This is a genomic window from Marivita sp. NO-S04 (genome assembly GCF_059070475.1).
In genome coordinates, this window is sequence record NZ_CM180980.1 from 3,526,112 (window position 1) to 3,546,587 (window position 20,476).

The 20,476-nt window shown below is 58.7% G+C and carries 20 protein-coding genes; 16 read left to right on the forward strand and 4 right to left on the reverse strand.

Annotated features, from left to right (window positions below; all coding sequences use genetic code 11):
- Positions 1-70 precede the first annotated feature (70 nt).
- Genes ACK3EW_RS17930 through ACK3EW_RS17940 form a run of 3 tightly spaced genes read left to right on the forward strand, consistent with a single transcriptional unit; the run spans position 71 to position 2,412 of the window.
- Entirely contained in the window at positions 71-1,540 is a 1,470-nt protein-coding gene (locus ACK3EW_RS17930; RefSeq protein ID WP_493807245.1) for a TrkH family potassium uptake protein, read from the forward strand.
- A gap of 3 nt (positions 1,541-1,543) precedes the next feature.
- A complete protein-coding gene (locus tag ACK3EW_RS17935; RefSeq protein WP_493807246.1) occupies positions 1,544-2,200 on the forward strand; it encodes a potassium channel family protein in 657 nt (218 codons plus the stop codon).
- A gap of 59 nt (positions 2,201-2,259) precedes the next feature.
- Entirely contained in the window at positions 2,260-2,412 is a 153-nt protein-coding gene (locus ACK3EW_RS17940) for a hypothetical protein (RefSeq protein ID WP_171046054.1), read from the forward strand.
- A gap of 76 nt (positions 2,413-2,488) precedes the next feature.
- Here ACK3EW_RS17940 and ACK3EW_RS17945 read toward each other — a convergent pair whose 3' ends face one another.
- Positions 2,489-4,198: a sensor histidine kinase gene (locus tag ACK3EW_RS17945; protein ID WP_493807247.1), complete on the reverse strand. Its 1,710-nt coding sequence runs from the start codon at positions 4,196-4,198 to the stop codon at positions 2,489-2,491.
- 364 nt (positions 4,199-4,562) lie between these two features.
- On the opposite strand from ACK3EW_RS17945, the gene ACK3EW_RS17950 reads away from it, so the two are divergent.
- The 6 genes from ACK3EW_RS17950 to ACK3EW_RS17975 all read left to right on the forward strand — a co-directional run bounded on the left by ACK3EW_RS17950 (position 4,563) and on the right by ACK3EW_RS17975 (position 10,733).
- Positions 4,563-5,183 carry a helix-turn-helix domain-containing protein gene (locus ACK3EW_RS17950; RefSeq protein WP_493807248.1) on the forward strand — a complete coding sequence of 207 codons (621 nt, stop codon included), beginning with the start codon at positions 4,563-4,565 and terminating at the stop codon, positions 5,181-5,183.
- Between the two features lie 120 nt (positions 5,184-5,303).
- A complete protein-coding gene (locus tag ACK3EW_RS17955; protein ID WP_493807249.1) occupies positions 5,304-6,233 on the forward strand; it encodes a class II glutamine amidotransferase in 930 nt (309 codons plus the stop codon).
- A gap of 1 nt (position 6,234) precedes the next feature.
- Entirely contained in the window at positions 6,235-6,912 is a 678-nt protein-coding gene (locus ACK3EW_RS17960; RefSeq protein WP_493807250.1) for a protein GlxC, read from the forward strand.
- Positions 6,913-6,923: 11 nt separating this feature from the next.
- Positions 6,924-8,267, forward strand: coding sequence for an FMN-binding glutamate synthase family protein (locus ACK3EW_RS17965; RefSeq protein WP_439120658.1), 1,344 nt, complete (start codon positions 6,924-6,926; stop codon positions 8,265-8,267).
- Between the two features lie 72 nt (positions 8,268-8,339).
- Positions 8,340-9,668, forward strand: coding sequence for a type III glutamate--ammonia ligase (glnT, locus tag ACK3EW_RS17970; protein ID WP_493807251.1), 1,329 nt, complete (start codon positions 8,340-8,342; stop codon positions 9,666-9,668).
- Between the two features lie 72 nt (positions 9,669-9,740).
- On the forward strand, positions 9,741-10,733 hold the full coding sequence (locus ACK3EW_RS17975) for an ester cyclase (RefSeq protein ID WP_493807252.1): 993 nt from the start codon (positions 9,741-9,743) through the stop codon (positions 10,731-10,733).
- A 71-nt stretch (positions 10,734-10,804) separates the two neighbouring features.
- On the opposite strand, the gene ACK3EW_RS17980 is transcribed toward ACK3EW_RS17975, so the two are convergent.
- The 3 genes from ACK3EW_RS17980 to ACK3EW_RS17990 form a co-directional block, all read right to left on the reverse strand.
- Positions 10,805-11,926 (reverse strand): serine/threonine protein kinase, encoded by a 1,122-nt coding sequence (locus ACK3EW_RS17980; RefSeq protein WP_493807253.1) that lies wholly within the window; start codon positions 11,924-11,926, stop codon positions 10,805-10,807.
- A 23-nt stretch (positions 11,927-11,949) separates the two neighbouring features.
- On the reverse strand, positions 11,950-12,291 hold the full coding sequence (locus ACK3EW_RS17985; protein ID WP_493807254.1) for a cupin domain-containing protein: 342 nt from the start codon (positions 12,289-12,291) through the stop codon (positions 11,950-11,952).
- 125 nt (positions 12,292-12,416) lie between these two features.
- Positions 12,417-12,980, reverse strand: a complete 564-nt coding sequence (locus ACK3EW_RS17990) for a hypothetical protein (RefSeq protein WP_493807255.1) — start codon at positions 12,978-12,980, stop codon at positions 12,417-12,419.
- 180 nt (positions 12,981-13,160) lie between these two features.
- Between ACK3EW_RS17990 and ACK3EW_RS17995 the strand changes: the two genes are divergently transcribed.
- The 7 genes from ACK3EW_RS17995 (at position 13,161) to ACK3EW_RS18025 (ending at position 20,450) form a co-directional block, all read left to right on the forward strand.
- Complete coding sequence (locus tag ACK3EW_RS17995; protein ID WP_493807256.1) at positions 13,161-14,237, forward strand: hypothetical protein; 1,077 nt, start codon at positions 13,161-13,163, stop codon at positions 14,235-14,237.
- A complete protein-coding gene (locus ACK3EW_RS18000) occupies positions 14,234-15,352 on the forward strand; it encodes a hypothetical protein (protein WP_493807257.1) in 1,119 nt (372 codons plus the stop codon). Before ACK3EW_RS17995 ends, ACK3EW_RS18000 begins: the two co-directional genes overlap by 4 nt.
- A gap of 76 nt (positions 15,353-15,428) precedes the next feature.
- Positions 15,429-17,363, forward strand: coding sequence for an AAA family ATPase (locus ACK3EW_RS18005; RefSeq protein ID WP_493807258.1), 1,935 nt, complete (start codon positions 15,429-15,431; stop codon positions 17,361-17,363).
- Between the two features lie 56 nt (positions 17,364-17,419).
- Positions 17,420-18,085 carry a hypothetical protein gene (locus ACK3EW_RS18010; RefSeq protein WP_493807259.1) on the forward strand — a complete coding sequence of 222 codons (666 nt, stop codon included), beginning with the start codon at positions 17,420-17,422 and terminating at the stop codon, positions 18,083-18,085.
- Between the two features lie 105 nt (positions 18,086-18,190).
- On the forward strand, positions 18,191-19,525 hold the full coding sequence (locus ACK3EW_RS18015) for a DUF6638 family protein (RefSeq protein ID WP_493807260.1): 1,335 nt from the start codon (positions 18,191-18,193) through the stop codon (positions 19,523-19,525).
- A 3-nt stretch (positions 19,526-19,528) separates the two neighbouring features.
- The gene (locus ACK3EW_RS18020; protein WP_439121496.1) at positions 19,529-19,795 is read left to right on the forward strand and encodes a hypothetical protein; all 267 of its coding nucleotides are present in this window, start codon (positions 19,529-19,531) and stop codon (positions 19,793-19,795) included.
- A 10-nt stretch (positions 19,796-19,805) separates the two neighbouring features.
- Complete coding sequence (locus ACK3EW_RS18025; protein WP_493807261.1) at positions 19,806-20,450, forward strand: DUF1523 family protein; 645 nt, start codon at positions 19,806-19,808, stop codon at positions 20,448-20,450.
- Positions 20,451-20,476 lie beyond the last annotated feature (26 nt).

Sequence of the window (20,476 nt, forward strand, 5' to 3'; positions counted from 1 at the left end):
CACGGGAACCTTTGCTCGCGCGCAACGTTATCTGGTCGTTCAGAAATAACGGTGCTCTTAAAGACGTATCATGTCCATCCGGCCTGCGTCGGCGTTTGCCTCTGGTGCGGACAGCCTTGCACAGCGCGCCCGCCCTCGGGTGATCGCGCTGACCATCGCAAAGCACGCGCCCATCTTTCTCATCCTTTTTGTTCCGCCAGCGCTCTGGGCCAGTGTCGACCGTGACTGGGCGCTGGTGATCGCCCTCGCGATACCGTCAGCGCTTGCGCTTGCCCTTTTTGCATTTTCATTTCGGATCGCCCTTCCAGAAGACCTGCGGCGGGTCGAGGCGATGGTGACGGTTGCTTTCATCATGTTGATCGGTGCTCTCTTCGCGGTGCCAGCCTTGATGACACTTGGCATGCCGCCACACGCGGCCCTTTTCGAAGCCATGAGTGGAATCACAACGACGGGACATTCCGTTGCAGCGGATGCCCAAGACTGGCCCTTTGCCGCGCATTTTCTGCGGGCGTGGCTGCAATGGTGTGGCGGGCTGGTGATGGCGACAGCGGTGCTCGCCCTTCTGCTGCCCGCGGGCGTGCCGACCCAACGCTTGGGCCGCGCTGGTATCGACCAAGGCGACAGAATTGCATCGACACGCGTGCAGGCGCGGCAATTGCTGAGTGTCTATCTGAGCCTAACGGTGATCATGGCGATCCCCACAATGCTGATCATTCCAGACTGGCGCGAGGGGTTTGTGCTGACACTTTCTGCCATTTCGACCGGGGGCTTTGCACCCCGACCGGACAGCCTCGCATCCTACTCCGCCGCCGGTCAGGGCATCGTGATGCTGACATGCGTTTTGGGATCGGTGTCGTTGCTGACATTTGTTCTGCTGGGGCAGAAGAAGCCGGTTGATGCTTGGTGGCTGGGTTCCATTCGCCGGGTCATGATGACATTGGGGTTACTTTGCATGGCTTATGCGATTGTTTTGCTTGCCACAGGGAGCACCTCTGCCGAAAGCATTTATGGCGAAATGCTCAACCTGATTTCCGGTATGACAACCGCCGGGTTTTCGACCGATGCGATGCCCGTCTATGGACCGGCAGTGATCATTTTTCTGATGGCGATGCTGCTGGGGGGCGATGTCGGGTCCACCGCCGGGGGTTTCAAGATCGCGCGCTTCGGCATTCTGCTGCGCGCAATGGTTCATGCGATGCGCGACGTGCGTTTGCCCAAGCGGGCGGTGAACCCACTGATGGAGAACGGCAAGAAGGTTGAGGCAAGCACGCTGATCAATCTGCTGGCGCTTCTGATGCTCTATGCGGCGACAGTGGTGCTGCTGTGGCTGCAATGCCTTGCCCATGGGCTGCCTGCGCTTCCGGCACTGTTCGACATCATTTCGACCCTGTCCACCGTCGGCCTGTCCAGCGGCATCGTGAATGCCGATCTCCCGCCCGACCTGATCCTTTCGCTGACCTTTGCGATGTGGTTGGGCCGACTGGAATTTATTGCGGTGCTGGTGCTGCTGGCCCCGTCCACCTGGCTGAAAAGGAGCTGACCCATGCGGGTAGTCATTCTGGGCGCGTCACGATTTGGCGCCGCCATTGCCGAAAAACTGATCGAGGAAAACCACGAGGTCGTTCTGATCGACAAAGATCGGGACCGGCTGGAAAAGCTGGCCGAACGGCTGGATTGCGGCATGATCGAAGGTGATGGCACCATGCCCTCGGTGCTTGAAGAAACCTTCCGCGACAAGAAGGATGCTTTTGTCGCCGTCACAAACGCATCCGAAGACAACATCCTTGCCGCGCTGGTGGCGCGCTCCATCGGCTTTGGGCGAGTGATCCCCCAGATCGTGACATCTCAGCTGGTGAACGTCTGCCGCCAGCTTGAGCTTTATGACGTGATCAATCCACACGCGACGGTCGCCGAAAGCATTGCCGATGCACTGGAAGACACGACCGCGCTTGAGAATGAGCCGGTGTTCCAGAACGAGCTTTGCTTGAAGCGGGTCGAAGTGCCGAAACGGTTGGACGGCACGGCTTTCAAAGATATCGATCTGCCGGACGGAGTTCGCGGTATTGCGGTGATTGCACAAGAAAGCGAGCGACTTCTGGCAGGTGACGAAGTGCTTACCGCCGGAGACAGTCTGTTGTTTGCTGTCGAGCGCACACAGCTGGACGCGCTTAGGGGGCTTTTCGAAGTGACGGGATCGTGACGTAGAGATCGGGGAACCCGATAGCCGACCGTGGGTTGATACGGTGAAAGGAGAAACCCATGACAGCAGAATTTCTTGTACCACTTCTTGCCCTGATGACGATGTTGGCTTTGATCATTTTCGCCCTCGTCAGCAAGCACCGAACAGAAGAAAAGCTACATGATCCGAACGCGCCAAAGTCGCGGTTGGCCAAGGACGCGCCCGACCACTGAACGGCGCACCACATTTCCAAACACAAAGAATAGCGCGCTCCAATCGGGGCGCGCTATTTCGTTTGATGGGACGGGATTAGTCAGGTGTGAAGGGCTGATACTCGAAACTGATGGACAGTATGTACCGGTCGTCTGTTTCCGTTTCCTGCAGATCAGCATCCAACTGACTGGCAAAGGCAAGGATCAACCGCTTTCCCAAACCGCTTCCTGTATCCGCTGATGTTTCTGCATCAACCGAGTTTTCGATGACCAGACGCACATGGGTTGTGCCGCCCTCAATTGTCTCTTTCAGATGCACTTTCAACCGAAACAAACCGTCTGGACCGGGGCCGCCATATTTGAACGCGTTAGACAAAGCTTCGGTTGTGACCATGGCAAGCGGGCTGGTTTGATCCGGCAAAAGCGTCACCGGGTCCAGCTCTAGGTCGATCTCGACGGGACGGTATTGCGCACTGCCCACAGCGTTGACCTGCGAGACAAGATCGCCCAGCAGCACGTCGAACCGAATATGGGTGAGCGACGGTTCCTGATACAATGCCCGGTGCACCGAGGCGAGGCTGGTCACTCGATCCTGAAACTGTCGCAACGCCGCAACCGCTTCGGGGCTGGCCACCTGTCGCACCTGCATGTTGATGATCGACGAGATGAGCTGAAGATTGTTCTTCACCCGATGGTGCACTTCTTTCAACAGCACCTCACGTTCGAAGACCGCGTTCTCCAGATCGGCTTCGTCACGCAGCAACTGGTCGGCCATGCCTTCAAAGGTTTCATTGATCGTCAGAATTTCGCTGGGCGCATCGTCGATCTTTTCCGAGGTCTCGACATCGCGATAGGTCGCGAACCGGCGCATCCTGCGACCCAAATCGCTGATGTGCCGCAACACAAGACGGTTCAGCGACACCACCGCGACAATGATCCCGACAAGCCACATAAGAAACGGGAAGAGCAGCGTTGAAATCGTGAACCAAGGTGAACTTGTGCGCTGCAACTCAGCCCGCCCCCAACTACCCAAGGCATACACCTCTCCGGGTAGGATGGGCACAACCGAAATCAGCCGGGTTTCCCCGGATTGAGTGGTTGCGGTGAAAAAGGTATCACCCTGATTTACGAACCCGTCAAAGGCCAGACCGCTTGGCAGATAATCCGTTATCGGACCCTCGGGCGTGAAGGTCGACAAGGTGTCACCGAATTTGTTGAAGGTCAAAAGTGCAACATCCCGGTTTGGGCCGGTCGCGGTGTCCGATTGCAGCAAAGGCTCTGTCTCGAACGAAATCGTGACGAACCCTTTAAGCACATCATCCGACGAGAAGGTCGGATAAGCGACGATGATTACCGGCAGTTCAGAAGCCGATCCTTGCGGGTCGAAGGTAATATATGGCTCGGGATTAGTGAACAAGGTGTCCGACCGCGCATTGGGTAGGAACTCGAACCGCCGACCGATGCTATTACAGTTGGACACGGACCCCGGCTCTAGAAGTCCGGCAAAGGCCAGCCGCGGATTACTTTCCTGAACACGCTGCATGATGGCCGTGCAATCCGTGATGCTGAGTTCTGCCGCACCGATCGTATCGGCAAGTGCGCTTGCTGTCCCAATCTTAGAAAAAAGCGCCTGACGTTCAGGCGCTACAAGCGCCGCAGTGCGTGCGTGAATGGACGCTTCGAGGTTGTCATTCGTAATGTGCAACGCCCGCCAGCTTTGTCCCATCGCCACCAATCCAATCGGCAACAAAGCCAAGGACAAAAGGAAAGCGATGCGCACAACCAACTTTTGGCTGAGCGCTTTCACTCCGCTCTCTCGGCCCTGCGAGACTGCGTTATCGGTGTTAGGCGTTTGCATTGATCCTATGTCATGATTGCTGTGTCATGCATGCATGCCAAGTCCCCGTCGAAAGGGCCGCCCGGTTCTGAAAGCGCCGTTCGTATCGTCGAAGACATTGCCACTCCGCTTTTTGTTTCGATCAGGTTCCCGTCATGCAACGCACCATTTTGTAACCGGTTCCGTTAAAATGAGGATCAAGTCAGGAATTTCCTGCAAAAATCTCCATCGGATCCGCGCTGAGTAGAAATTGTCACAGGCTTGACGCTGCTGACCTTTTGGCAACACTGCATCACACGGGGTGAAGACAACCCTGCCTCAGCACAGGTGTTCTTTGACCAAACTCACGCAGAATCCACATCGCACGACCGACATCCAAGAGAAGGTTCTTGAAGTCGCAATCGGTCGCGAACTGCGGGCTTTTCGCAAGCAGCAGAATCTGACTGTGGCCGACTTGTCGAAACAGACCGACATCTCGGTCGGGATGCTCTCCAAGATCGAAAACGGCAACACCTCGCCTTCGCTCACCACGTTGCAAACGCTGGCAAATGCGCTGTCAGTTCCATTAACCGCGTTCTTTCGAGGGTTCGAGGAAAAGCGTGAGGTGGTGCATACACCCGCCGGTCAGGGCCTCACCATCGAACGCGAAGGCACGCGGGCCGGGCATCAGTACAACTTGTTGGGCCATATCGGCGCGAACACCAGCGGTGTGATCGTCGAGCCCTACCTGATTGTACTAAACGCGGAATCGGACACGTTCCAGACGTTCCAGCATGACGGGATAGAAACCATTTTTATGCTCGAAGGCGCTGTCGATTATCGGCACGGTTCCACGATCTATCCGCTCAGACCAGGCGACACCCTGTTTTTCGAAGCGGATGCACCGCATGGACCGGAAACGCTGGTAGAGCTTCCAGCCCGGTATCTGTCGATCATAAGCTACGCCCAAAGCTGAAAAATCAGGCAGACACAGTTTTCCTAAGAAGAATATTTCATTCCCCCTGTTGTCGATAGACACAGGCGATGTTATCCAACGCCATCGTTTTGAACTCCGACAACGCAGAAGGAACGCGGGATGTGTGGAATCGTTGGATTATTCCTCAAAGATCGCTCGCTTGAACCACAGCTCGGGTCACTGCTGACTGACATGCTGATCACCATGACGGATCGCGGCCCCGACAGCGCTGGCATCGCGATCTATGGCGAAGAAAACGCAAGTATATCAAAACTGACAGTCCAGTCGGACACCCCGGATCACGCCTTTGCGACGCTGGAAGCGGATCTGGGAACTGCGCTGGGCAGCCCGGTCCATCTGCGCCGGAAAGACACGCATGCGGTTCTGCACATCCCGCGCGGCCAACTGTTTGCCGCCCGCGCGGCACTGGCCGCACTCAATCCTGACATCCGCGTCATGTCCGCAGGCGACACGGTTGAGATCTACAAAGAGGTCGGTCTGCCCAAGCAGGTCGCGGCGCGCTTTGACCTACGCGCGATGTCCGGCACTCACGGCATCGGTCACACGCGGATGGCCACGGAATCGATGGTCACAACCATGGGCGCGCACCCGTTCAACACCGGGCCGGATCAGTGCCTTGTCCATAACGGGTCGCTGTCCAACCACAACCGCCTGCGCCGCAAGTTGCAGCGCGAGGGTATCCATATCGAAACCGAGAACGATACCGAGGTGGGTGCCGCCTACCTCACATGGTGCATGCAGAATGGCGCGACTTTGGGTGAGGCGCTGGAAAGCTCGCTCAACGATCTTGACGGGTTCTTTACCTTTTTAGTAGGCACCAAAGACGGGTTCGGCGTGGTCCGTGACCCCATCGCCTGCAAACCCGCTGTCATGGCAGAAACCGACCAATATGTGGCCTTTGGCAGCGAATACCGTGCGCTGGTCAACCTGCCGGGGATCGAAGGTGCCCGCGTCTGGGAGCCAGAACCCGCAACGGTGTATTTCTGGAGCCACGCCGACACCTCCACCCCAACAGAAAGGGCCGCCTGAGATGCAGACCATCGACATGGCAACAACCCCGCTGCGCGACCTGAACGCCACGCTTCAGGCGCAGGCCGAAGCGACCAACCAGACCGCATGGGAAATCGTGAATCCAAAGGGCAGCCACGCCATCGCGGTCGGTCTTGATGCCGAGATCGAAGTGACGGTCAAGGGATCGACCGGCTATTACTGCGGCGGCATGAACAAGTTGGCGACGATCAACGTGCACGGCTCTGTCGGGCCGGGTGTGGCCGAAAACATGATGTCCGGTACGGTCATCATTGACGGTGACGCGTCGCAATACGCTGGTGCCACCGGCCATGGCGGCACACTCATCATCAAGGGCAACGCCTCGTCGCGCTGCGGCATCTCGATGAAGGGCATCGACATCGTCGTGCACGGCAATGTCGGACACATGTCCGCCTTCATGGCGCAATCGGGCAATTTGGTTGTCTGCGGCGATGCAGGTGATGCGCTGGGCGACTCGATCTACGAGGCGCGGCTCTTCGTGCGCGGCTCGGTCAAATCGCTGGGCGCGGACTGCATCGAAAAAGAAATGCGCCCCGAACATATCGCGCTCTTGGCCGACCTGCTGAAACGCGGTGGCTGCGATGCCAAACCCGAAGAGTTCAAACGCTACGGCTCTGCCCGGCAGCTTTACAACTTCAACATCGACAACGCGTATTGAGGGCCGGACAGATGAAAGACGACCACACCAACGCCCCGCGCACCGTTCCGATCCAGTCGGCCACCTTTTCCAATCCGGTCAACGCCGAGATCCGGCGCGCTGCAGCCACCGGCATCTACGACATTCGCGGCGGCGGTGCGAAACGGAAAGTCCCGCATTTCGATGATCTGCTGTTCCTCGGCGCATCGATCTCCCGCTATCCTCTCGAAGGCTACCGCGAGGCGTGTGACACCTCTGTCACCCTCGGCACGCGCTATGCGAAAAACCCGATCCAGCTCGACATCCCAATCACCATCGCGGGCATGTCCTTCGGCGCCCTGTCTGGTGCCGCGAAAGAGGCGCTCGGACGCGGTGCGACGCTTGCAGGCACCTCCACGACCACAGGTGATGGCGGGATGACGCCCGAGGAACGCGGGCATTCCAAAACGCTGGTCTATCAGTACCTGCCCTCACGCTATGGCATGAACCCGGACGATCTGCGCAAGGCGGACGCCATCGAAGTGGTCGTCGGCCAAGGCGCAAAACCCGGCGGCGGTGGCATGCTGCTGGGTCAGAAAATCACCGACCGCGTGGCCAACATGCGCAACCTACCCAAAGGCATCGACCAGCGCTCCGCCTGTCGTCACCCGGATTGGACAGGGCCCGACGATCTTGAGATCAAGATCCTCGAACTGCGCGAAATCACAGGCTGGAAAGTCCCGGTCTACATCAAGGTCGGCGGCGCGCGGCCCTATTTCGACACCACGCTCGCGGTCAAGGCCGGGGCGGATGTGGTCGTCCTTGACGGCATGCAGGGCGGGACCGCAGCAACGCAGGATGTGTTCATCGAAAACGTGGGCATGCCGACGCTGGCCTGCATCCGCGAAGCGGTACGTGCGCTCGAAGACCTTGGCATGCACCGCGAGGTACAGCTGATCGTATCGGGCGGTATCCGCACCGGGGCCGATGTCGCCAAATGTATGGCATTGGGCGCAGACGCCGTATCCATCGGCACCGCAGCCCTGATCGCACTGGGCGACAATGACCCGAAATGGGAAGCCGAATACCAAAAGCTGGGCACCACAGCCGGGGCCTATGACGACTGGCACGAAGGCAATGACCCCGCAGGCATCAGTACCCAGAATCCAGACCTCGCCTCGCGTCTTGACCCGGTTGAAGGCGGGCGACGCTTGCGCAACTATCTCAAGGTGATGACGCTTGAAGCACAAACCATTGCCCGCGCCTGCGGCAAGAACAAGCTGCACAATCTCGAACCCGAGGATCTGTGCGCGCTGACCATGGAGGCTGCGGCGATGGCCAAGGTGCCGCTCGCCGGAACCGACTGGTGGCCCGGCAAGCCCGGCACAACATTCTGAACAAAACCCAAAGGCGCGGCCCCCATGCTGCGCCTTTTTCCATTGGATAACAGACAACGGGGAACAGATCGCATGACCACGGATCTCGCCAAATTCGCCAAGGACAACGGCGTCAAATACTTCATGATTTCCTTCACCGATCTTTTTGGGGGGCAACGCGCCAAACTGGTCCCGGCGCAGGCCATTGCGGATATGCAGGAAGACGGCGCTGGCTTTGCCGGATTTGCAACGTGGCTCGACATGACACCGGCGCATCCAGATATGCTGGCTGTACCTGACCCGTCCTCAGTCATCCAACTGCCGTGGAAACCAGAGGTTGCATGGGTCGCAGCCAACTGCGTGATGGAGGGCGAAGACGTCGCCCAAGCCCCGCGCAACGTGCTGCGCCGGCTGATCGACGAGGCGGCCGGCGAAGGCTTGCACGTCAAAACAGGCGTAGAGGCGGAGTTCTTTCTTCTCACCCCCGAAGGCGACCAGATCAGCGATCCGTTCGATACCGCCGAAAAGCCCTGCTACGACCAACAAGCGGTCATGCGCCGCTACGATGTGGTGCGCGAGATTTGTGACTACATGCTCGACTTGGGCTGGGGTCCGTACCAGAACGACCACGAAGACGCGAATGGCCAGTTCGAGATGAACTGGGAATTTGACGATGCTTTGAAGACCGCCGACAAACACTCGTTCTTCAAGTTCATGGTCAAATCGGTGGCCGAAAGACACGACTTCCGCGCCACGTTCATGCCAAAACCTGTCGAAGGGCTCACTGGCAACGGTTGCCACGCCCATATCTCGGTCTGGGATGCACCGGGCGATCAGGCCAAAACCAACGTCTTTGCAGGGGAAGGCGATGGCCCGACCGGAGAGGTGGGCCTTTCCGAACGCGGCAAGCACTTCCTTGGCGGCATCATGAAACACGCCAGCGCTTTGGCTGCGATCACCAACCCGACGGTCAACAGCTATAAACGCATCAACGCGCCACGCACCATGTCGGGGGCCACTTGGGCACCCAACACCGTCACATGGACCGGCAACAACCGCACGCATATGGTGCGTGTCCCGGGCCCCGGCCGGTTTGAGTTGCGCTTGGCCGATGGTGCGGCGAACCCATATCTTTTGCAGGCGGTCATCATCGCGGCGGGACTGTCGGGCATCCGGTCCAAGGCCGATCCGGGCAAGCGGTACGACATCAACATGTATGCCGAAGGCCACAAAGTGCGTGGCGCACCGCGCCTGCCGCTCAACATGCTGGACGCCCTGCGTGCCTACGACAAGGATAAGGAACTTAAGGCTGCGATGGGGGACGACTTCTCCTCTGCCTTCCTGAACCTGAAGATGCAGGAATGGAAGTCCTACGTGTCACACTTCACCCAGTGGGAGAAAGACAACACGCTGGACATTTGAGTTTCAGCTTGCCGAATTCAGGATTTTGGGCATTGTGCGGGGCAACTGCATACGATTGCAAAAAGGCCCGCCATGCCCGGTTTCCAATCCGAAAAACAGCTTGTCCGCGACTATTACGCGGCTTTGTCAGGGGCTGATGAACCTGCCCAAGTGATGGCGCGCTTCTGCCATTCTGATCTGATCTGGCGCGGCTATCATCCCGTCGGTCTGTTGACCGGGCCAGAGGCTGTGGCAACACAGTTCTGGCAGCCGATCAAAACCGCGCTCACGTCGCTGCAACGACGCACCGACCTGTTCTTCGCCGGGCGCAACCATGTGGCCAATGATGGCGCGGTGTGGGTGGCGTCGATGGGACACCTGATGGGCCTCTTCGATCAGCCACTCTGGGGCATCCGTCCGACCCGCAAGATCGCCATGCTCCGTTTCGGCGCGTTTCACAAAATCGAAGATGGTAAGATCACCGAAGAGGTGATGTATTTCGACCTGCCCCACCTGATGATGCAGGCCGGACAGAACCCGTTCGGCCCGCAGACCGGCGCACATCTGGTGCAGCCGGGGCCGATCACCCATGACGGGCTGCTGTATCACGACGCGCCCGAAGCCGAGGCCACCGCGACCCTGCACGCGATCAATGCGATGGTCGGTGATTTGGGCGATTGGAACCTTGGCTTGCCGCTGGAAGAAGAACTGCGCCGCACGTGGCATGAAGACATGCTTTGGTGGGGGCCTGCCGGGATCGGGTCTACCTACACAATCCCGCGCTATGCCGAGCAGCATTCCGCACCATTCCGCGCAAGTTTTACCAATCGGTCAAAAACCGGCCACCTGTGTCGCATGGCCGAGGGGCATTTCGGCGGGTTCTTCGGCTGGCCCAACTTTACCGCCGAGTTCACAGGCGGGTTCATGGGTATGCCTGCCACAGGAAAGCGTGTCGAATTCCGGGTAATCGACTTTTACCGCCGTGACAGCGACAAGCTAGCCGAGAACTGGATCTTCATCGACCTGCTGCACCTCTGGGCGCAGCAGGGTGTCGATCTTTTGAAACGTACAGTCGAGATAGGTTGATCGTACGTTTGGGGCGGCAAGACATTTCGAAATGTCTTGCCAAGTGTTTTCGAAAACACTTGGCCCCTGATCTACTGAACCGGGAAATAATCCTCGCAGTCGCCATCGCGGTAGACATCCGCCGTACAGCAGTGCAGCCCGCCGCCAAACGCATAGGCATCGCGCAATTCGACCGGGATGACTTCCATGCCCAGCTTGTCCATCTGCTCCATCTGGTAGACCTCGGACGCCTCGACGCAGACGGTCTTGGGATCAAGCACCAGCACGTTCATCGACAACCATGTCGAGGAATAGCACAGCGGCGGCGGCGTGTTGTGTGCGGGCTGCGCAGCGTCGACGATTTCCCAATCGTTCTTGTTGAAATACGCGCGCTGTTCGTCTGGCAAACGACGGTTCGGATTGTTCAGGATCAAACCGGGCCGCAGCGGGGTGAAGGTCGCGTCGATATGGATCGGGTACGGATCACCCGGGAAGTTCACCGCGCGGACGCGGTGGTCGGGGAAGTGACGACGCAGCCATTCGATGCCTTTGAGGTTTGTAGTGAACCCGTGCTGCACGATCAGGTCTTTGCCAAAGCGCAAAACGTCCGCCGCATCGAACAGAGGCTCTTCTTCAGTGGTGACAAAGAACTTTTCGGCGGTCCACTTCAGGCGCTTTTCGATGCCGATCTTTTCGGACAGGTAGTCGGCGTGATAGTCCGCATCGGTCAGCCGCGGCTTGGGCGCGGTTTCATGGCGGAAGTTTTGGTCTTCGTCGAAGTATTGCTGCATCAGCGGGCGGTAGCACAGATATTCAAACCAGCGGCAGCGATAGGACATCGTCGCCTCCAGGATCTCGTGTCCCACGGTCAGCAACACGTCGCGCGGCGGCATACAGCCGAACTGACTGTCAGTGTGGAAATCAGGGGTTGTGACCGGCAGGCTGAAATCCGTGGGCGTCGGGCGATCCACTCGGATACCGCGCTTGGCCAGCATGCCTGCAAAATTGTCGAGCAATTCGTTCGCGCGGTCGATGGTTTCCTGCGGACGGCGCCCCCATTGGCCGCGCATGTCGCTGTCTTCGGGCACCTTGGCATCCAGCGCCGGTTCCTCGGGTGGGATATGACAGTCATCGGCTTTGCCCACGATCACGTGGCGCAGTGTGTCCCATTCGTTCCAGCTTTTGACTTGGGTTGTGTCGGGCGACCAATTCATTCGGTTCTTCCTTGATGGTGTGGTTACGTGCGGATCACGTATTCTTTTCGGGTGGTTTCGATGACGTTCCACGACCCGGAAAAGCCGGGACGCAGGATGAAGCTGTCGCCAGCCTTCAACTCGTATTCAGTACCGTCCGCATCGGTGATGATCGAATGACCGGAAAGGATGTGACAGAACTCCCATTCGTCATAGGAAATCCGCCAGTGGCCGGGCGTCGCTTCCCAGATGCCGCAATAAAGGCCATCACGCTCTTCATGGTTCCACGTCCGGAACGTGGGCGACCCTGAAATCACACGGTCTGCCGGTGGCGCGTCTTCCTCGACCTCGACCGAGGGCAGAACGCGCAGGAACAGATCGGACATGGAAGATGCTCCTTGACTGGGTTGCGGAAGGGATGCGTCACAAGACGCAGGTCAGCAAGTCCAAAGACGACGAAAGGCGTCGCAGGGGGGACGCCTTTCGGGTTTTTACCGGCTGGTCAAATTCTTCAGTTGCCGAAATTCGACAGCCCGTCGAAGTCGATCCCCTCCATTGCCTGCAGCAAAAGCGCTTCGTCGCCTCCTTCGATGGTGATCAGGATGCGGTTGTTGACCAGCGCCATCGCCTGACCATCATTGATTGCGACGCGCTGCCGACCCACACGCTCGACCTTCATGCCCATAGCTGCTGCATTGGCGACCATGGCACCCATGCTGGCGACCATCGCGTTGTCGGCCATCATGGTGATCGAATAGTACTGCGAACCATCCGGTGCACGGTATTCGGCGCTTGCCCCCATACCGCCACCCATCATGGCAAGACCTGCCTGCATTTCGGTTTCCACATCACGCGTCCACCCATCGGGGGCCAGAGGCAGGAATTTCTGAAACGCCTCAGTGCGCAAGGCCATCAGTTTTTGACGCGCAAAATCCAGTTCTTCCAACGCATAGGTGATATCGCCCTCATTGTAGGCTTCGATGGCAGCTTGAAGGGTATCGGAAATTTCGTCGGCTTGAACCGAAAGCGGCAGAGAAAGCGCCGCAGTCAAAGCCAAAGTCATAATACGTTTCATGTCAAACTCTCCGTTGAGATGTCCAAGCGATCCGGTCACCCGGATCACCTTGTACACCTTTAAGCGCGATCTTCACTTCCCTTTCAACCGGGCTTTTGCGATTGTTTTGTCAGACCCGGTTCGGCGCCCCCCCGAGATGCCATTAATGCCGCTCCGGCTGGTTTGATTGGAGGATTTGGAATGGCGGATTTCGACACTCAAGTGCGCGAAAGCCAGGCACAGGTGGCCGAAGCACAGGCCAAGATCGCGGAACTGACCGGACGGATCGAAACCGCACGCACCAAGATGAAGGATGGTACAGATGTCACCTTTGACATCGAGAACGCCACTCTCGATGACGTACACGCGCATACGGATGTGATGAACGCGAATATTGCAGAGCTCATCATGGGTCTGGATGACGTGACTGCTGCGTTTTCCAAGGATTTTGACGAGATGCGGTCGAAAACCGGTTGGGAAAGTTTTGTCGGGATCTTCTCGACAGGCAAATCAGAGTCGATGCGTCAGGAACGGATGAAGACTGCCTCCATCGATGACAAGCTTCAGGATCTGATCGCCAAGTCCGACGTGATCGTGACACTGTTGCAGGGGCAGTTGAACCTGCTGAACGAGCAGAAAGACAAGGTCGAGGTGAACCTTTCCGAAACGCTGGACGAGCGCGAGGCGACCGTTGGAGAATTGGAATCGGTGCGGGCCGAGATCCTGACGATGGACCCGAAGATCATCGAGCTGGAGAACAAGATCAGCGTCGAACAGGACGCCGCCGCCCGCACCAAGCTGGAAACCGAATTGGCCGAGTTGAACGCCGCCTATAACGCGATGGTGCAAAACGAGCAGGTCAAACTGGCCAAGAGCCAGACGCTCGAGCGCTATATCGAGAAGGGCAAGACCTGGATCGACTCGCTCCAGAATCAGGCAGCGACGCAGATGGTGCTGATCAACAAGCTGCAGACCGACACCAAGCAGCGGGTTGTGCTGTACGATGCGCTGTCGAAGTCCTTGAAGACCGCCCAACAGCAGGATGTGGCGCACCGGATCAACGAGATCGGGGTGAAGACCGACCAAGAGGCCCAGACCGCGATGGCCGGGATCGGGGCGGCGACCAATCAGAAGATGGCCGACATGCTGGAAAGCCACGAGGACCACATGGTCTTCGCCCGCGAGGTGCTGGAGGCCAAGGCCAAGGCGGATGAACGCTTTGCCCGCCGATTCCAGGCGATTGTCGAGAAACATGACAAGAACCTGTATGGGGCATGACCACCGCGGCCAATGATCACCGGGGGCTGCCTGACACTCAGGCCAGCCGCCGGTATTTTGCGAAATTCGAAAAGATCCTCGCCCATTTGGGGCGCGTGGCAGCAATGCTGCATGTGGAAAAGCGGCTGACCAAGGACGAGGTAGAGGTTCTGACGCGCTACGTGATCGCGCTGAACCTGACCTTTCGGGCGCTGTCGATGAAGTACCTGCTGGTTGGCCGGGACACCGGGCAGTTCTTTGGCTCCCTGACGATGGACGTGAAGGACAGCGGGTTTCCGACGACAACCGAGCTTTTGGTCATGGCGAATGACGCCGCGCAGGCGGATCAGCATTTGCGGACCATGCCCTCGGTCGATGCGCTGAAGGACCAGATGGTGGCCGAGATCATCGGCGATCAGGCGATCCCGACGCGGCTGCAATTCACCCTGAGCCAGCAGCTTTATTACGAGGAACTGGCGCGCGGCAAGCTCTACTGGGCGCGCAATGACCCGCAATGCCTGTGGCTCTCGGGGACCGAGCCAAGGCGGCGGTATCTGCTGCATTGGGGGGTCTATGACAGCCAAGTGAACCTGCCGACGATCTACCTGATGGAGGTCGAGGACAGTGGCCGCAACGCGCTGCCGAAAGACGATCGTCGCTGGCCCGAAGTGCAGGCGCATCTGATGGCGCAATCGCTTGGTGGGCTGAAACTGTTGACCATCGCGCAGGGGTTTGACGAGACCTTTGACGACCTGCACCCCAAGCGGCTTCGGCGCTTTCATATCGGGCCGATGTATTCGCATTCCTTCACCCAGCAGTTGGGCCCGATCCGCGAGGTGCTGGAACAGGCGCGTGCGCCCGAAGGGCAGGATTGGGCACTGGCCTGGACCCTGGAGGAACTGGAAAGCGAACGGGTGCGGCAGGAGAAATCGGGCTGGTTTTCCAAAGTGGACCGTGAGGTGTTCGCTTTGGACCCGTTTGCGGGACGCGGGGCTGAGACCGGGACAACGGCGACTGAACGCATGGTGATCCTGCCGGAGCGGCCGTTTCAGGCGCTGGCGGAATTGAACCCGCCGGGATTTGCGACGGTCCGCAAGTTCGTGGTGAATGATGCGGGGCGGGTGTTGAGTTATTGACCGTCGTGCTTGCGTTTGCTGCGGGAGCCTCCGGCGGGAGTTTATTTGGCAAGATGAAGCATAGGAGCGTCGCAAGATGTCCGTAACGTCCGATTTGATGGAACTGCGCGAAGAGGCGATCGGCAAGCATTATGCGGCGGCCAACGCGATGCTTGAGGGGTTCGATCACACGCCACGGGTGGCGTCCGGAGCCGAGCCTGCAGCGGTGGAGCGGTCATCGGGGATTGGCACGCGACGGCGGTTTCGGTCGACCACGCCGGGCTTGGTGACACGGTCTACGGCCCGACCCGAGGGGGTGCATCTGCTGGATCGGATTGCCGGAGCGGATGGCGATGATCCGCTCGTGTCGCCCGCGCAGGCGTCGGTGATGCATGGGCTGCGGCGGGCGCTTGGGATTGCGCGCGCGGTGGGGGAGGCGTTTTCGGACGCGACACCGTTGGGCGAGATGAAGCAGGCGAATTTGCAGGGATCGCTCGCGGCGGATCGGAAGGCTGAGTTTTCGGCTTTGCTTGAGGGGGAGGCGCTGGCGGTTGGGTATGTTTTTGCCAATGCGACGGCGTTCTTGCTGGCGTCGCAGGCGTCGGAAGTAACGGTCGATGTGGGCGAGGTGCAGGAGGTTCTGACCGACAACGCGCAGCTTGCCCTGCATGGTGCGCTTTGGGAGTTGGACCAGAAGCTGGCGCTTCTTGCGTCAGATGAGCCACGCATGGTGGCGACGGTTCTGGCCTTTGCCGAGCAGCTGATGGAGCGGATCGCGTTGCGCGCCCAGAACGGGGCGCGGACTGGGGCGTTTACCAGCGCCAACTGGCGGGTGGAGGCGGATGATCTGACGCTGCGGGGCTTCACGCCCGCGACGAAGGCCAAAGGCACGACGCTCACCATGCAGTTCAAGAAGCCGCATCAGGTGGTGGGCAACCATATCGCCAAGTATCAGGCGATGCGGCTGGCCAAGATGCTCATGGCCTATGATTTCGAACGGCGGCTGAACCCGTTTGCGGAACTGGGCGGCTTCATCTTTACCTTCATGGGCGACGGCGCGCCGGGGACGGGGAAGACGACGCTCATTCAGATGATGGCGGGGATGATCCACGAGTATTGCCAGAACGCCGGCTACACGTTCCGGTATCAGAACTTCGGCATCGACAATATCGACAGCTATCAGGGCAAGTCGGGGCAGAACGCGAAGGCGTTCATCAACAATGTGCTCGACCCGTCGGTGATCGGGTTTGGCACCATCGACGACATCGACCAGATCGCGGGCAAACGGGGGGATCAGCAGTCGAGCGCAGGTCAACAGGAGGTCACGGCAGTGTTCATGGAGGCGTTTGCCGGGGCCAATACGGTGGTGCGGGGGAACTGCACGTTCGGGATGTTCTCGAACTTTCCCGAGAACGTGGACGATGCGCTGCGGCAGCGGGCGGGGGCGCGGTTCCTTGTGGACGGGCCGCAGACGCGGGAGGATTACATCGACATCCTCGCGCTGCTGATGGGCAAGAAGCACGACATCCCCTTGGGTGACCATGAGCTGTATGCGGCGCAGCAGATCCAGAAGGCGGTGGCGGCGTCGTTTGACTCCCACAACAGGCCCAAGGAACCGGGGTTGATGGAGGTGTTCGACCGGGTGTCGTCGCAGATCGGCGCGCTCGACACGATTGCCAAGATGGGCACGTATCTCAAGGCCATTAAGGAGGCCGACCCGCGCTTTACCGGCCGCGCGATCAAGAACATCACCGACGCGGTGAAGGTCCGCGCGATGGATTTCGAACTGCCGGATGAATGGATGGAGCAGCCGGACCTGTTCCTGTTCCAGCCCTATGATCGGAAGGCGGCGATGATCGAGGAGTTGCGACGGCCGATCACGGTGGAGATGGTGATCCAGGAGATCAACTGCTACGCGGATTCCGAGTTCAGGTACGCGGACAAGTCGGATGAGGTGGCGATCGAAGCCATGGTGCGGGACTTTGGGCGTCAGGAAGAGGCGAAGAAGAGGTATTTGGAGGGGAAGGGGTGAATGAACCAATGTGGGCTTCTGGCCCGGGCGAAATACTTCGACACGGATTGTCCTTGTTGGAAAAGGACACAGATACAAACCGTCGCTTAGCAATGATAAGCATCGACAACTCTGTGGAACTGATGCTCCAAACTTTTATTCAATTGCCAAAAAGAGTTACTGGTGTGGATTTGCCGCGAGCCAAAAGAGACGAAATCTGCAAGAGTTTTCTGGCGTTGCTAGATGGCATTGAAGCTAATGCACCAGAGAGAGTTAATGCATTTGACTTGGGATTAATTGAATGGTTTCACAGGCTCCGCAACCAATTATACCATCAAGGTAATGGTCTCACTGTCGAGCGCAGCAAAGTCGAAGCCTATGCAGAGTTAGCATTGGGATTGTTCAAAGCTTTATACGATGCGGATTTAGATACGCCTGAGACTGAAGGCATGAAGAGTCTCTCTGAGTTCGCCACGCAATGGAGTAAGATCGAGGAAGCGCTGGAAAAAATGGCAGTGCAAGAGATGCCAGGCGTTATTTCCAAAAGGGTGCAGTACTTGGTTTTGGCTGGCTTTCTAACAGGAGAGCAGGCACGTGAATTGAAAGGGCTACAAAGTCTTCGAAACAGCCTAGTGCATGGCAATGAGTCTGCCAAAGTCTCTGTTGGACCAAACATAATCAAACGGACCAAACATTTCGCAAAGATATTGTCGGCCATCAACTACGGTGACCTAGATGGCTGACACTCGGAGCCTATTGAAATTTATGAATCTTGGAAACACCACGTCAAAGACGAACCCACCCTCGGGCCGGGCGCATCGCTTCGTGCTGTGTGATAGGTGTTGGACATGAACCGCCTCATCCAATCCGGCCTCATGTTCGGCAACCTGATCCATGTCGCCTCGCCGGCGCTGGTGGAGCGGTATAACCGCGCGCTCAAGCATCTGACGGGCAAGACCACGAGCCAGACCGATTTTCACATCGACATCTCCGGCTTCTCGCCCGAGATCGGGGATGAACTCAACGACCCGCTCTACCTCAACCACAACGGGGTGAACCGGCAGTTCATTCTGCTGACGACGCAGCAGAAGACCGCGCCGCTGCTCGATGCGAAATTCTCGACCTCGCGGGATATTCTGCGGCAGTTCATCGAGGCGAATGAGAGCCAGTTGTTCGCGCTCACCGCCAAGGATGCGGTGGCGGGGGAGTTGGTGAACACGGTGTTCGACGTGTCGAACCCGGAACGGCTGTTCGATATTCACACGATCAGGATCGAGGCGGACACGACGAGCGGCACGGTGCGCGATGCGGAAAAGCTGGGCGCGTTGGTGGATCGGTTCAAGACCGACGCCGACGGCTGGCATGATGATGTGCTGATCGCAGAAATGATCACCTTGGCCAAGCGCACGGGCGATGTGGTGCGCAATCCGGTGCGGCTCAAACAGATGGAGTTCAAACAGGAAAACTTTCACACAAGCCATTTCGGTGGGATGTACGTGTTCCGACAGGTAGAGCATCCGGCGGCGATCTGTGCGGGGGATGTCGTGCCGGGGCTGCCGATTGCCTATACGTTCGGGTTGCGGGATCGGAACAAGGTGGCGAAGTTTCTGGACCTGAACGGGTTGGTGGAGCCGATTGTGAAAGCACGGGGGATCGATGCCTCGGCCATTCTGCGGCAGAAGATGGATTTCATCGTTGTGGATATCGCGCAGGAGGCGGAGATCGACCGTACCGGGGCGACCCGGCGCGACATTCGCGGGCTGGCGCGGCGGTACTCTGATCGGCTCCCCCCCGAATGGCACGCGCTGAACCAGCTGGTGCAATGGGCGGATGGGGATGCCAAGTGGCCCCGGATCGCGAGCGACAACCCGGCGTATTTCTACACGCTGCGGGCCAGTGACACGCCCGATGCCACGCTGGTCAACATGCTGCTGTCCGAGCTGTCGCCCAAGGACATCCGCCAGCTCTATATCTGCCACAAGGAGGCGTTTTACGCCGCCTATCGCGGGTGGACGGACACGAAGCGCGCCTATGTGGTGGATTTCCTGACGCGGGAATACGTCGCCGACAAGGCCGGTGCGCGGGAGGCTTTGTTCGGCCATGACGCGCCGCTTGAAGAACCGGCGCCGATCCGCGACGATATCATCACGCGCGTGGGCCCCTGGGGGGCGGTTCGGAGGTAGGGTATGTTTGCACTTGGTCGGTTGCTGGTGATCGGATTTCTGGTCCTGAGCGTGGTCTATATCTGCCTCTCGCTTTATTCCCGCGCGGTCAGGCGCGACAAGCTGGAAAAGGAATGGGACGAAGAGATCCAAGAGGGCGACCGGGAGACCTTTGTCGAAGGTGGCTTGCGCGAGTATGACGGATCGCTGCGACGTAAGCTCATTCTGGGGGTGTATATCGTGCCCATGGTGGTTATCTCTGTGATCATCTACTTTACGAACTTCTACTAGGGGACGCGCCGTGGGTTACATCAAATGGGCTTTCATCCTGACCTTTTGGGTGCTGTTCGCGTCGTTCCTGCATTACACGCTGCCGCAGCATGATATTGCGCGGATCACCGATACCGAAGTGCGCCGCGTTGATCCGGGCGAGAACCGCTGGTTCTGGGCGTCCGCAGATGTAGGCAGCGATGGCAGCCTGCCGAACCGTGACGTTTTCTTTATCTCAGGCGTGCGGTCGGGTGGCGATGTCATGGTGTATCGCAATGAAGACACCGGCTGGGGCTGGCCGCCCTATTTTAAGTTCGACACATCGAACCTGCAAGCCGAAGCAGCGGATCTGCGCAGCACGTCTGCCGCGCCGCAATGGGTGGTGATCAAGCATTATGGCTGGCGCAACGAATTCCTGACGATCTTTCCCAACGCTTTGAATGTGCGGGCTGTGGACGGCCCGGATGTGCGGATCATTCCGTGGATCAACATCATCATCCTGACGACCTTGGCCGCGCTGTTCTGGGCGATCTGGGTGCGCTGGCGGCGCTTCCGCATCGCGCGCATCGACCCCGTTTTTGAGGACGTGGAAGAGGGCTTCGAGTCGGTCGGTGACGGCATCGCGCGCCGTCGCAGCGGGTTCCGGCGGTGGCTGGACAGCTGGAAGTCCAAGTAACGCGCTTGCCAAATCGGGGGGGATGC

Coding starts and splice junctions, on each gene's coding strand:
- ACK3EW_RS17930 (WP_493807245.1), top strand. CDS start 71: ATGTCCATCCGGCCTGCGTCGGCGTTTGCCTCTGGTGCGGACAGCCTT.
- ACK3EW_RS17935 (WP_493807246.1), top strand. CDS start 1,544: ATGCGGGTAGTCATTCTGGGCGCGTCACGATTTGGCGCCGCCATTGCC.
- ACK3EW_RS17955 (WP_493807249.1), top strand. CDS start 5,304: ATGTGTGGAATCGTTGGATTATTCCTCAAAGATCGCTCGCTTGAACCA.
- ACK3EW_RS18000 (WP_493807257.1), top strand. CDS start 14,234: ATGACCACCGCGGCCAATGATCACCGGGGGCTGCCTGACACTCAGGCC.
- ACK3EW_RS17960 (WP_493807250.1), top strand. CDS start 6,235: ATGCAGACCATCGACATGGCAACAACCCCGCTGCGCGACCTGAACGCC.
- ACK3EW_RS17940 (WP_171046054.1), top strand. CDS start 2,260: ATGACAGCAGAATTTCTTGTACCACTTCTTGCCCTGATGACGATGTTG.
- ACK3EW_RS17985 (WP_493807254.1), bottom strand. CDS start 12,291: ATGTCCGATCTGTTCCTGCGCGTTCTGCCCTCGGTCGAGGTCGAGGAA.
- glnT (WP_493807251.1), top strand. CDS start 8,340: ATGACCACGGATCTCGCCAAATTCGCCAAGGACAACGGCGTCAAATAC.
- ACK3EW_RS17975 (WP_493807252.1), top strand. CDS start 9,741: ATGCCCGGTTTCCAATCCGAAAAACAGCTTGTCCGCGACTATTACGCG.
- ACK3EW_RS17995 (WP_493807256.1), top strand. CDS start 13,161: ATGGCGGATTTCGACACTCAAGTGCGCGAAAGCCAGGCACAGGTGGCC.
- ACK3EW_RS17965 (WP_439120658.1), top strand. CDS start 6,924: ATGAAAGACGACCACACCAACGCCCCGCGCACCGTTCCGATCCAGTCG.
- ACK3EW_RS18020 (WP_439121496.1), top strand. CDS start 19,529: ATGTTTGCACTTGGTCGGTTGCTGGTGATCGGATTTCTGGTCCTGAGC.
- ACK3EW_RS18015 (WP_493807260.1), top strand. CDS start 18,191: ATGAACCGCCTCATCCAATCCGGCCTCATGTTCGGCAACCTGATCCAT.
- ACK3EW_RS17990 (WP_493807255.1), bottom strand. CDS start 12,980: ATGAAACGTATTATGACTTTGGCTTTGACTGCGGCGCTTTCTCTGCCG.
- ACK3EW_RS17980 (WP_493807253.1), bottom strand. CDS start 11,926: ATGAATTGGTCGCCCGACACAACCCAAGTCAAAAGCTGGAACGAATGG.
- ACK3EW_RS18005 (WP_493807258.1), top strand. CDS start 15,429: ATGTCCGTAACGTCCGATTTGATGGAACTGCGCGAAGAGGCGATCGGC.